Genomic DNA, 11,643 nt, shown 5'->3' with positions numbered 1-11,643 from the left:
AAAAAACCTGAGCCCGGTGGAATACCGGACTCAGGTCCTCAAGGTCGCCTGACAAATTATTTATTGTCTAACTTTTTTGGTTCAGTTCACTTCTCTGATAAAAAGAGAAAATGGACCGGCTCTTTTTTATTTAGCATATACCATCTGACCACCAAGATGACCGGTATAAGCAAGTAATCCGCTACCGACGATGGCAACGACAAAACTGAGTAATAAAAACATTTTTTTGTTTGAGCGGTAACCCAATAACAAAAATAACAGCGAGACACCAAAGGCAACAAGACTGAACAACGCGAAATGCTCATGATTTTCGATGGCAGCATGGGTAACGCTGCTTAAGTTCGCTTCCGCATACTCCTCTGCCCCGTCTCCAGACAAATAGGCAGCAACTCCAGAAATCAGACCAACGACTAGCGTAAAGAGGGCGAACAATTTGAATTGCGTCCATTTCAGACTGACGAGTAACAATAACGTTGCGAATAATAAAAGTGCGATCGGTGCATGGACAAGAAGTGGATGAAGCGGTACGTTTCCCAACATATCAAAGACCTCCTTAGATAAGTATGATAAAGAATAATTTCACTTTACCTTGCTTATCTGACAGCTAACTGACACCGTTTTAAAGAGTGGGGAAATGAATGATGAAGCGTGTGCCTTCACCTAATGTTGAATCAATAGAAATCGTACCGCCATGTTGATCGACAATCGATTGAGCAATCGATAAGCCGAGGCCCGTACCTGTTCCGTGACGTGAATGATCCCCCCGGTAAAAACGCTCGAATATTTTAGTTTGTTGATCGGAAGCGATACCGATCCCACGGTCCTGTATCATCAACTGGCGTTCTGTAGTAGTTTCTTCGAGGGAGACATCAATGACGTCATCACTGTAGACGAGAGCATTCTCAAGAAAGACCGTCAATAAGCGGTTCAATTGATGGGCATCCCCTTTCATGCGTAAGTTAGGCGCAATCGAAGCATGGATGACACGATCCGAGTAGGCATGCTGAAAACGTTCGACAGTCTTTTGGACGAGTGAACTAAGATCAACTTCCTGTTTCGGTGAAGTTTGTCCTTCTCGCGCAAGTAATAATAAATCAGAGACTAAATACTGCATGCCTGCCGTTTCTGCTTTAATGTCCTCTAGAATCGTACGCCCTTCATTCGAAAGTGATTCCGCTTCTAGCAATTCAATTCCGCTATAGACGATTGTCAGAGGTGTCCGTAGTTCATGTGAAGCATCGGACGTAAAACGACGTTGGCGATCGAATGCTTGTTGCACCGGAATGACGGCTCGACCAGCAAGAATGTATCCGACTAGTGTCAGGACGATCGTTGCGAGAACCGCAATCCCCGCAAGAACGGCAATCAATCGCTGTAAGGTATCTTCTGTCGGAGAGATATCCTTCATCAGCAATAGTCGTCCTTCTTCGGTACTCCGTTGATACAGTAAGAAGTGTCGATCATCCCATTCCACTTGTTGCGTCGTATCATTCGAGCTTAAAAAACGGTGCAGTGTTTTAGACTCGACGTCTGGCGGCAGACTTGCATAGCGTTCGTTTCCTGAACCATCGAGTAACTGGAAGTAGATCGGATTTCGAATGAATTGATCTTCCCCATGCTCGATCCGTTCGAAGATATCTCGATCAGATACGCTCTTCAATTGATTCAATTCCATCCGATTCAGCAATTGGGCGTTTGTGACATACACTCCGATCAGGATGAGGACTAGTACAAGAAAAAACGAACCACTGAATAACAAGGTTAGTCGTTTTCGAATCGATTCAAGCATGCGGATCACCTAAACGATAACCGAATCCGCGAACTGTCCGAATCAAATTAGGAGCTCCGACCGCATCTAATTTTTTCCGAACGAGTCGGACGAGCGCATCGAGCGCGTTATCCGTAATATCCGCTCCGATTCCCCATACGACTTCGATGATCAATTCACGACTCATCACCTGTTCAGGTCGTCTTAAGAGCAAAGAAAGGAATTCAAATTCACGTCGTGTTAAATCGATTGGATGTCGCTCGTAGGAAATCATTTGTGAGGACAGATCGAGGACTAGTCCATTGAAAGAGACCGTCGACACGAATGCCTTTTGTTGACGACGACTGAGCGCGCGCAGTCGTGCCAGTAATTCATTCGATTGAAACGGTTTAACGAGATAGTCATCGGCTCCACTATCGAGACCATGAACGAGATCGATTTCCGTATCACGAGCAGTCAGCATCAAGATGCCACCTTCGAACTGTTCTTTCCGTAAGGTAGCGGCGACTTCGACTCCGCTCTTACGAGGCATCATCCAATCGAGAACGAGTAAGTCATAGCGATACGTCTGACATTGGAGGAGCGCTTCCACTCCATCCTGCGCAACATCTACCTGATATCCTGCCCGCTCCAAATGGAGGCGTAACATCTTTGCAAGACGCTGATCATCTTCTGCTACCAAAACGTGCATGCACATCGCTCCTCTTTTTTTCTCATTATCCCATAGTTACCGTCAGTTAGTTGTCAGTTTTTTTCGATACAGTAAACGTAACAAGAAGGGAGAGGAAACAGATGAAACCCAAACCATTTGCGAAATGGCTCGTCGGGCTTAGTAGTTCCGTTTTCATCGGACTTGCGATTGGTCAGTTGAGTGTCAGTTCGAACGATTCCTCGACGACACCTGTTTCGACAGGCGATACGTATTCGAACGATACGACATTACCATCTCAAGGGAATCAGTATAGCGATGATGAAGGCGAATACGAAGGGGATGATGGATATTACGAAGACGATGATGATCAATGGCAAGGTGATGAATCATCTGGCTTCAGTCAACCCGGTGGATCGAGTGACGGTCAGTCTAGCCATTCGAGGTAAGGAGGAGGAAGATGGAGCGACAATTGTATGCGATGCATAATCAGGTGCGGTTCGTGACGGATCAGCCGATCGATGAAGCAGAATGGGAGGAGCTTGTCCGATTCTTTCATTATGTGGATCGGCAGTGGTCACGCTTTGATGAGCAAAGTGAAGTCAGTCGATTGAATCGCTTACGGATCGGCGACACGTTATCGGTGTCCTTACCGTTAGCCCGCTTGCTTGCCCGCGCTACACGATATTTCGAGCAGACCGAACGTTATTTTTCCCCATTCCTGCTGGCGCAACAACAAGCCAATGGCTATCGACAATCATTTCCCTTCACACAAGCTGTCGCTTATGAAGAGGTTGCTCCACCAGAAATCGCTCCATTCATCATTGAAGGATGTGACGTGACTCGAGTCGGAGGCGGTTTTATCGACCTAGGTGGCATCGGAAAAGGAGCTGCCGCGATGATTGCAGCGCAACGACTACGAAAAAGCTGGAATCGTGGATTGATTGAAGCGGGAGGCGACGTCATCGTCTGGTCTGATGAGGAACCATGGAATATCACGATCACGCATCCCGAGACCGAACAACGCGTCGCTGATGTGCAGTTGCGACAAGGCGCGGTCGCGACATCGAACCGTGTCTATCGATCGTGGAAGACGGACGGACAGACGCATCATCATTTATTGGATGGACGAACAGGACGTCCGACGAAAAGTCCGATTCTTCAAGTGACCGCATCTGCGCCACAACTCTATGAAGCGGAAGTCATGACGAAACTTGCCTTTCAGATGACAGAGACAGAACGTCAAGAAAAGCTGTTTCGTTGGTTTCCAAAAGGGCGATTATTGATTTTGGATACTGCTGGGGAATGGCGAAGTGAACAGAAAGGAGTGAGTGAGACATGGACTGGATGAAATGGTTGTTCTCAACATGGACGATGATCCGGTTGAGTGGATTAAGTGGGCACTTCTTCATGACGATTTCTGTCTTAGCGGGATTGCTCGGTTCCTACCCGGCATTCAAAAAACAAAAAGCACGACTGCATCACGTGCATTTATATAGTGGCTGGGCAGGTTTGCTCGCAATCGTCCTTCATGCGACGCTCATCATCGTCGATTCATACGCACCACTGACGATCTTTGAAGTCCTGATTCCGAGCCAAGCTTCTTATGAACCACTCTGGAATGCGCTAGGAACGATTAGTCTCTACTTATTCGGGTTCGTTCTCGTGACTTCGGATTTCTTAAAGGAGACGTTAGGCAAGACGCTTTGGAAATTGACACACTGGCTCGTCTTACCTGCTTGGCTATTAATGACGGCACACGGTCTATTCATCGGTACGGATACCGGAACACTATTTACGACGATTTGGTACGCTGTCTCAACACTGACGATGTTTACGCTCGTCCTATACCGGATGCGGATCCGTCCTATGCAACGGACTCGAACTTCAGCAAAAGAGCGCTCAGTCGTACACTGAGCGCTCTTTTCATTGTCGTGCGAGCCAAGCTGTCCATTCGTTAAAGGCAGCGTCTCGATTCTCGATATAGTTGTGATCACTATCGACGATCGCTTCCTCGAACGGACTGTCGGGTAGCAATAAGTCATGATGGAGCGCTTTGATCGATGTTTCGTCCCGTTCTGACGTCATAAGCAACATCGAGCGATCGGCTAGACGTTCTTTTAGCGTCAGTAAGTTCCAAGTCGTATGATGCTGCTTCAACTCGTCGAGTAACGCGTCAGCAGCGGCACCATTCAGGAAAGCAGCTCCTCGCTCGAGTACACCGTGTAGCGCAGCTTCGTATTCCGGATGTTCGAGGACAAGCTGACCGACGAGACCAAAATTAAAAGGAGAAATCCCGACATAATGTGCAGCCTCCGGTGTCTCAGCAAAAGCATGCAGACCGGCGAAGCCGCCCATGCTATGACCGACGACGGTAACCTGATCTGCCTTGATGCCATGTTCGGCAGTGAAAGACTCTGAGCAGACGTGCTGTAGTGTCGCGGTCGCGTCTTCCAAAACATGTTGGAATCGGAAGGTTCCAGGGCTCCCGATCGTTCCACGATACGACGTGACGAGTACATGGTATCCTGCGCTTTGAAGTTGAACTGCCCAGTCCATGTTCAACTGTTTCCCGGGAAATCCGTGGAAGAGGACAATCAGTGGAGCATCCGCTGTGTGTTCAGGTGAATAGAGACGGGCAATCAACTGTTCTGAACCACCGCTTGGAACATGGAGATAGGATAGTGTTGCCTTTTTCGTGATCGTTTCCAAAAAAACACGCTCCTTCATAATCATTTTCTAAGTCTTAGTGTGCGTGAAGATGCACGATCATGCAATGATTAAGTGTGTGAACTAAAAAGATGGGATACCCTTCTGGGCATCCCATCTTTTGTATGATGTAGCTTAGAATACTTTTGTCGTCCATGATTCACAGTTCCATAAGTCTGTCGCAACAGCTTCATAGAATTCTGGTTCGTGTGAGATCAACAGGACTGTTCCTTTGTACTCTTGTAACGCACGTTTTAATTCTTCTTTGGCTTCGACGTCCAAGTGGTTCGTCGGCTCATCGAGTACGAGGATGTTCGATTCCGTATTCATCAATTTACAAAGACGGACTTTCGCTTTTTCCCCACCGCTGAGCACTTCGATTTTCGATTCGATGTGTTTCGTCATCAAACCACACTTCGCGAGCATGGCACGGACTTGTTGTTGTGTCAGAGACGGGAACGTATTCCAAATCTCTTCGATACATGTATTCGAGTTCTTCTCTTTGACTTCTTGTTCGAAGTACCCGATATGCAAGTTCTCGCCTCGCTCAACGACACCCGAGACAGCTGGAATTTCACCGAGCAAACTCTTGAGCAACGTCGATTTCCCGATTCCGTTCGCACCGTGCAACGCAATCTTCTGCCCACGTTCGATCGTCAGATCAAGAGGGCGCGAAAGTGGCTCATCGTATCCGATGACGAGACCTTTTGCTTCGAACATCAATTTACTTGGTGTCCGTGCTTGGAGGAAGTGGAACTCTGGTTTTGGACGCTCTTGCGCAAGTTCGATGACATCCATCTTATCGAGCTTCTTCTGACGTGACATCGCCATGTTCCGTGTCGAGACACGTGCCTTGTTCCGAGCAACGAAGTCCTTCAACTCAGAGATTTCCTGCTGTTGACGCTTGAACGCAGACTCGAGTTGCTTTTTCTTCGCTTCATGGATCGTAACGAAGTTGTCGTAATCACCGACATAACGATTCAATTCTTGATTTTCCATATGATAAATCAAGTTGATGACGCTATTGAGGAATGGAATGTCGTGCGAAATCAAGATGAACGCATTCTCATATTCATTCAAGTAGCGTTTCAACCATTCGATATGCTGGACATCGAGATAGTTGGTCGGCTCATCAAGTAAGAGAATGTCTGGTTTTTCAAGAAGGAGTTTGGCGAGCAGGATTTTCGTCCGCTGTCCACCACTGAGCTCTTGTACATCCCGATCGAGTCCGATTTCATCAAGACCAAGACCGCGCGCGATTTCTTCGACTTTTGCATCGATCGTATAGAAGTCGTTATTCGTCAGAATGTCCTGCAAGACGCCAACTTCTTCGAGCATCTTTTCAAGTTCTTCTGGCTCGACTTCGCCCATTTTACCGTACAAATCATTGATTTCCTGTTCGATGTCGAACATGTACTGGAATGCACCTTTAAGTGCATCGCGGATGGTTAATCCTTTTTCAAGGACAGCGTGCTGGTCTAAATAGCCGACGCGCACATGCTTCGCCCATTCGACTTTTCCTTCATCTGGCTCAAGTTGCGACGTAATGATGTTCATGAACGTCGATTTTCCTTCACCGTTCGCACCGACGAGACCGATGTGCTCGCCTTTTAACAGGCGGAAGGAGACATTTTCGAAAATGGCGCGGTCACCGAATCCGTGACTTAAGTTAGATACCGTTAAAATACTCATAATTACTCCTTATTTCATGAATTCCTGTGACTTAGACGCCTGTCCGTTTTTTCTGGTTGTTTGCTTTTTTCGTCTGTTGGCTCGTCAATTGTTTCGTTTGTGTTCCTTGTAAGCCAGTCGGACGTTTTGTTTGCGCTTGTTTTTTTGCTTTCAAGCGTTCGATCATTGCCTCTTGCAACGATAGTTTTTTTGGTTGTTCACTCATGTTCGTTCACCTCGATTGATTCGTTCTTACTTTCTAGTATGCCAAAAAAAACGTCTCTTGGAAATGAAGAGACCTGATTTTACATCTCAAAGTGTATCGGCGAGATAGACGACGTAACAATTCCGGTCGATATCGATTTCACAGCTGTCACGCTCAAAAATACCGTGGCCTTCGACTTCGATCTTGTCTTTGATCAAAAAACGCATCGCTTGGATGTGATTCGGAACCGTTGATGTCTTTAGGAGCGGTTGAGCGCTGTCGGACAAATACTGTCTGAACTCGATATGAATTTGGTGCGGTGGATAAACGCGTTCTTCTGTCGCACGCGGTGATGCCTTGATATGATCGACGATCAATTGATCGTAATCACCTGCCATCTCATTGGAACGAAGCTCGTATTGATGTCCTTCGATGATATGGAATTCACAAAGTTGGTGGGCGATGATCTCTTCCGGTTCGATCGCATAGCGATCATATTGATAGATCGGCTGGAATTCACCATTTTCTTCAACATAGTAGGCAAGTGACATGCGTAAATCCTCCTTTTCATTCTATAGATACTATTACCACCTTCAAGGAAAAAAAGTTCCGGCAGAACAAAGAAACTTTTCTCTCCAAAAAAGCGTATACTATCCATAAAGAGAGTAAAAGGAAAGGGGACTGAGACAGTGAATTGGATGAAACAAGCGACACTAGCTGCAACACTGTTGATCGGAACGACACTGAGTGGGTGTGGATCGGATGATGCACGAGCGGAACGACCAGATGATCCGGATTGTGATGACTATGAGTATGATAATGATGAAGGCGTTTGGTACTGTGATGATAGTTCATCAACCCATTCAGGATACTATTACTGGGGTGGTAGTTATTTCGCATCACGTGCCTTGATGCATAGTGCGATGCGAACAAAAGGGTATACGCCGAAATCAAAAGAAGTAAAGAGTTATAACACGAAGACAAAGGGATTCGGAACAGGCTCATCTTCCGGCTTTTTCGGCGGATGAGTAGACGACAAACCTTTTACGGAGACATCGATCGTTTTTGGGATGTGCTAGACGGGGAACCGTACGCTGTGACGGAAATCATGCCCATCTCGGAAGAACGAATCGACCAACTGCATATCGCGGCGCAAGAAGTTTACAAGATATTTGAAAAAGTACTTCCGATTCTTCGATCGATGGATGATGAGGCACTGCTAGAGCTTGGCTTCCCGTCTGAGAGTCTCGCTTTTTTACGACTCGAGACGATGCGACCGTTGACCGTCATCGGACGCTTTGATTTCATTGCGACGGCAGATCGTATCTCACTCATGGAATGGAACGCGGATACGCCGACTTTCATTAAAGAAGTATTTGAAGTCAATGATGTCGTAGCGGAAAAACAAGGTTTTGAACGGGTCAACGATGGGGAAAACAAATGGCTGAAGGCAACTGTCTGTCGTGCGATCGAAGCCGCGATACATCGGACGAAACAGCATCCGCATGTCGTCTTCACCTCACATGGTGACCACATCGAGGATCGATTGACGGCTGAGTATTTGCAGTCGTTTTGGAGTGATGCGACCTATTGTCCACTTCATGCATTAGAGATTCGTCCGGAAGAAGGTCTGTACGATGAGGCTGGTAAAAGAATCGATATCTTATATCGTCAAACCTTTCCGATCGAGATGGCCTTACTTGACCGGGATGAGGACGGAAGAAATTTAGGACAATTACTCCTGCAACTCGTCGAGACGGGTCGACTCGAAATCATCAACCCGCCGTCTGCCTTTTTAATGCAAGCTAAGTCGGTTCTTGCATTGATCTGGATGTTGCATGAAGCCAATCATCCGTACTTGAGCGAAACGGACCACATGACGATTGCGCGTTATTTTTTACCGACGTACTTATCCGCTGATCCATTCATTTCAAGCCAGCGATCATTCGTTAAAAAACCGATTTTCGGGCGTGAGGGAGATACCGTGACGGTCCATGATGGACACGGAAATATCATGTTAAAGAACGAACAGCATACGTTTCGTGATCAACCGGCTGTTTATCAAGCGTATCAAGAACTACCGACGTACTCACTTCAGGAAGAGGGAGAAGTCGCGTATATGTACGGTGTCTTTATTTTAGGAGGAAGACCAAGTGCGATTGGTGTACGTGCCGGAGAACGGATCACTGGAAACCGTTCTTATTTCGTACCAATTGGTCGATAGCATGAAGGAGGGAGAAACGTATGAGAGCAGCAATTTTAGGAGCATCTGGTCTAGTCGGACAAGAACTCGTGGATCGTTTGTTGGCAGAAGATGCATATAGCGAGGTACATGTTCTCGTTCGCCGCCCGATGCGCCGTTTTCATCCGAAACTTGAAGAATGGGTGATTGATTTTGATCGTGTGACAGAAATCGAATTACCTGTCGTCGACCATGTCTATTGTGCACTGGGCACGACGATCAAACAAGCAGGATCGCAAGAGGCATTTCGTTTGGTTGACTACACATATCCGATTGAACTTGGCCGTGAATTGTTAGACCTCGGGGCGACACGATTTGCCTTAATTTCGGCGCTCGGTGCCCATCCGAATGCCAAAACCTTCTATAATCGTGTAAAAGGGGACACAGAAAACGGATTACGTGTACTGGGGTATGACGCGTTATTGATTTTTAGACCATCCTTGTTATTAGGGGATCGAGATGAATTCCGCTTAGGCGAACAAGCGGCTGCGAAAATTTCGACGGTTTTACGCCCCTTGTTGAAGCGGAGCGCCATTGCTCCAATCGAAGCTGGTCAAGTCGCTGCGGCGATGATACGTGAAACATTACATGCACCGCCTGGAATTACAATCATCGAATCGAAACAGATGCAATCCTGAGCAGTCGAGTAGTCGACTGCTCTTTTTGTTATTCTTGTAACGTAAATAATATTTGACTCGTCAAATGATTTGCGGTTGAATGGTAAAGTGCTGTCTCATATATAAAAAAAGAAGTGAGACAATTCAGGCAAAACAGTGTATTCGTATCCTATCTGTTTCGTCACGCTTATCGTTTGGGGAAAGCGGGAAAAGATGATGGATTATGCACTTATTTAGGATTGATGAAAGGAGCCGATCATATGGCAGAGTTTGATCGCGATCAGGTCTATAAGACCGTTCCGCAAAAAGGATTCTTCGGGAATCCGAAAGGGTTGTTCACCCTCTTCTTCACTGAGTTTTGGGAGCGTTTCTCCTACTATGGCATGCGTGCCATCCTTATCTTCTACATGTACGATTCAGTTGCCAACGGTGGTCTAGGTATCGATAAGACGACAGCTGCGTCAATCATGGCCGTTTATGGTTCGCTCGTCTACATGTCAGGGATCATTGGGGGATGGGTAGCTGACCGTTTACTCGGTACGTCACGGACCGTCTTCTATGGTGGTATCTTGATCATGTTAGGACATATCGTCCTTGCTTTACCAGCAGGCATTACAGCCCTCTTCATCTCGATGGGACTCATCGTCATCGGTACTGGTTTCTTGAAACCGAACGTATCGAATATCGTCGGTGATTTGTACAGCAAGACGGATAACCGCCGCGATGCTGGTTTTAGTATCTTCTACATGGGGATCAACGCTGGGGCATTCCTCTCACCACTCGTCGTTGGTGAAGTGGCTGACCGCGGTGGATATCACGCTGGTTTCGCACTCGCTGCCATCGGGATGTTCGCAGGACTTGTCGTCTTCGTCTTGACGAAAAAGAAAAACCTTGGTCAAGCGGGTACGTACGTCTTGAACCCATTAAAAGGGGACGAGAAAAAACGCTTCATCACGATCGCATCAATCGTTGTCGTCGTCGTTGCGGTACTCGGTGTCGTTGCATCGATGACAGGACTGTTGACGATTTCTCGTTTTACTCTAATGGTCACGATTCTCGGGATCTTGATTCCGATCGCTTACTTCACAGTCATGCTTCGTAGTCCAAAGATCACGGATGATGAGCGCTCACGTTTGATTGCGTATATTCCGTTGTTCATCGCAGCAGCGATTTTCTGGGCAATCCAAGAACAAGGTTCATATGTCCTCTCCATCTTCGCAAGTGAACGGACGAACCTTTCATTCTTAGGATTTGAGATTCAACCGGCATTCTTCCAATCGTTGAATCCGCTCTTCATCATCGTGTTAGCACCTGTTTTTGCGAGCTTCTGGGTCAAACTCGGTGACCGTCAACCAACGACGATGCAAAAGTTCTCGTTTGGTCTTCTGTTCGCTGGACTTTCGTTCATCGTCATGACACTACCAGGTATCCTGTTCGGTGTGGAGACGTCAGTTAGTCCACTCTGGCTTGCACTGAGCTTCTTCCTCGTCGTCATCGGTGAGCTCTTCTTGTCACCAGTCGGTCTATCAGCAACAACAAAACTGGCGCCGGCTGCCTTCTCAGCGCAAACGATGAGTCTGTGGTTCTTGACGAACGCGACGGGTCAAGCGGTCAACGCACAAATCGTTAAATACTACACGAATGACACGGAGATTTTGTACTTCGGTATCACGGGTATCGTTGCCGTCATCTTCGGATTGCTTTTGTTCGCTTTCGCACCAAAACTTCAAAAATACATGCGCGGTATTCGCTGATGCATGAAAAAAGACGCTTTCTCGATCG

14 protein-coding genes are annotated in these 11,643 nt (G+C 46.9%); 7 read left to right on the top strand and 7 right to left on the bottom strand.

What is annotated here, in order from left to right:
• Window positions 1–126 precede the first annotated feature (126 nt).
• From HZS85_RS14900 to HZS85_RS14890, 3 genes are all read right to left on the bottom strand, one after another.
• On the bottom strand, window positions 127–540 hold the full coding sequence (locus tag HZS85_RS14900) for a DUF2231 domain-containing protein (RefSeq protein WP_214856704.1): 414 nt from the start codon (window positions 538–540) through the stop codon (window positions 127–129).
• Between the two features lie 79 nt (window positions 541–619).
• Entirely contained in the window at window positions 620–1,789 is a 1,170-nt protein-coding gene (locus tag HZS85_RS14895) for a sensor histidine kinase (RefSeq protein ID WP_214856703.1), read from the bottom strand.
• Window positions 1,782–2,459 (bottom strand): response regulator transcription factor, encoded by a 678-nt coding sequence (locus HZS85_RS14890; protein ID WP_214856702.1) that lies wholly within the window; start codon window positions 2,457–2,459, stop codon window positions 1,782–1,784. The genes HZS85_RS14895 and HZS85_RS14890 overlap by 8 nt, the downstream gene beginning before the upstream one ends.
• Window positions 2,460–2,560: 101 nt before the next feature.
• On the opposite strand from HZS85_RS14890, the gene HZS85_RS14885 reads away from it, so the two are divergent.
• From HZS85_RS14885 to HZS85_RS14875, 3 genes are read left to right on the top strand one after another with little or no spacing between them, the layout of a single operon-like run.
• Window positions 2,561–2,866, top strand: a complete 306-nt coding sequence (locus HZS85_RS14885) for a hypothetical protein (protein WP_214856701.1) — start codon at window positions 2,561–2,563, stop codon at window positions 2,864–2,866.
• A gap of 11 nt (window positions 2,867–2,877) precedes the next feature.
• On the top strand, window positions 2,878–3,768 hold the full coding sequence (locus HZS85_RS14880) for an FAD:protein FMN transferase (protein ID WP_064300705.1): 891 nt from the start codon (window positions 2,878–2,880) through the stop codon (window positions 3,766–3,768).
• Window positions 3,756–4,334: a ferric reductase-like transmembrane domain-containing protein gene (locus tag HZS85_RS14875; RefSeq protein WP_214856698.1), complete on the top strand. Its 579-nt coding sequence runs from the start codon at window positions 3,756–3,758 to the stop codon at window positions 4,332–4,334. Before HZS85_RS14880 ends, HZS85_RS14875 begins: the two co-directional genes overlap by 13 nt.
• 9 nt (window positions 4,335–4,343) lie before the next feature.
• Here the strand turns inward: HZS85_RS14875 and HZS85_RS14870 are convergent, their stop codons facing one another.
• The 4 genes from HZS85_RS14870 to HZS85_RS14855 form a co-directional block, all read right to left on the bottom strand.
• Window positions 4,344–5,129: an alpha/beta hydrolase family protein gene (locus tag HZS85_RS14870; protein ID WP_214856697.1), complete on the bottom strand. Its 786-nt coding sequence runs from the start codon at window positions 5,127–5,129 to the stop codon at window positions 4,344–4,346.
• Between the two features lie 132 nt (window positions 5,130–5,261).
• A complete protein-coding gene (locus HZS85_RS14865) occupies window positions 5,262–6,818 on the bottom strand; it encodes an ABC-F family ATP-binding cassette domain-containing protein (protein WP_023469741.1) in 1,557 nt (518 codons plus the stop codon).
• A 31-nt stretch (window positions 6,819–6,849) separates the two neighbouring features.
• Window positions 6,850–7,023: a hypothetical protein gene (locus HZS85_RS14860; RefSeq protein ID WP_023469740.1), complete on the bottom strand. Its 174-nt coding sequence runs from the start codon at window positions 7,021–7,023 to the stop codon at window positions 6,850–6,852.
• 86 nt (window positions 7,024–7,109) lie between these two features.
• Window positions 7,110–7,553, bottom strand: a complete 444-nt coding sequence (locus HZS85_RS14855) for a hypothetical protein (RefSeq protein WP_214856696.1) — start codon at window positions 7,551–7,553, stop codon at window positions 7,110–7,112.
• A 147-nt stretch (window positions 7,554–7,700) separates the two neighbouring features.
• Here HZS85_RS14855 and HZS85_RS14850 point away from each other — a divergent pair, with 147 nt between their 5' ends.
• The 4 genes from HZS85_RS14850 (at window position 7,701) to HZS85_RS14835 (ending at window position 11,615) form a co-directional block, all read left to right on the top strand.
• Complete coding sequence (locus HZS85_RS14850) at window positions 7,701–8,030, top strand: hypothetical protein (RefSeq protein ID WP_035395686.1); 330 nt, start codon at window positions 7,701–7,703, stop codon at window positions 8,028–8,030.
• Window positions 8,027–9,226: a glutathionylspermidine synthase family protein gene (locus HZS85_RS14845; protein WP_214856695.1), complete on the top strand. Its 1,200-nt coding sequence runs from the start codon at window positions 8,027–8,029 to the stop codon at window positions 9,224–9,226. Before HZS85_RS14850 ends, HZS85_RS14845 begins: the two co-directional genes overlap by 4 nt.
• A gap of 20 nt (window positions 9,227–9,246) precedes the next feature.
• Window positions 9,247–9,882: a Rossmann-fold NAD(P)-binding domain-containing protein gene (locus HZS85_RS14840; protein WP_058704374.1), complete on the top strand. Its 636-nt coding sequence runs from the start codon at window positions 9,247–9,249 to the stop codon at window positions 9,880–9,882.
• A 239-nt stretch (window positions 9,883–10,121) separates the two neighbouring features.
• A complete protein-coding gene (locus tag HZS85_RS14835) occupies window positions 10,122–11,615 on the top strand; it encodes a peptide MFS transporter (RefSeq protein WP_023469735.1) in 1,494 nt (497 codons plus the stop codon).
• The last annotated feature ends 28 nt before the right edge of the window (window positions 11,616–11,643 follow it).

Source organism: Exiguobacterium sp. s130, assembly GCF_018619055.1.
In the GTDB taxonomy this organism is placed as follows: Bacteria; Bacillota; Bacilli; order Exiguobacteriales; family Exiguobacteriaceae; genus Exiguobacterium_A.
Note: the sequence above shows the minus strand (reverse complement) of the source record. Positions and strands in the feature narration are given on the sequence as shown.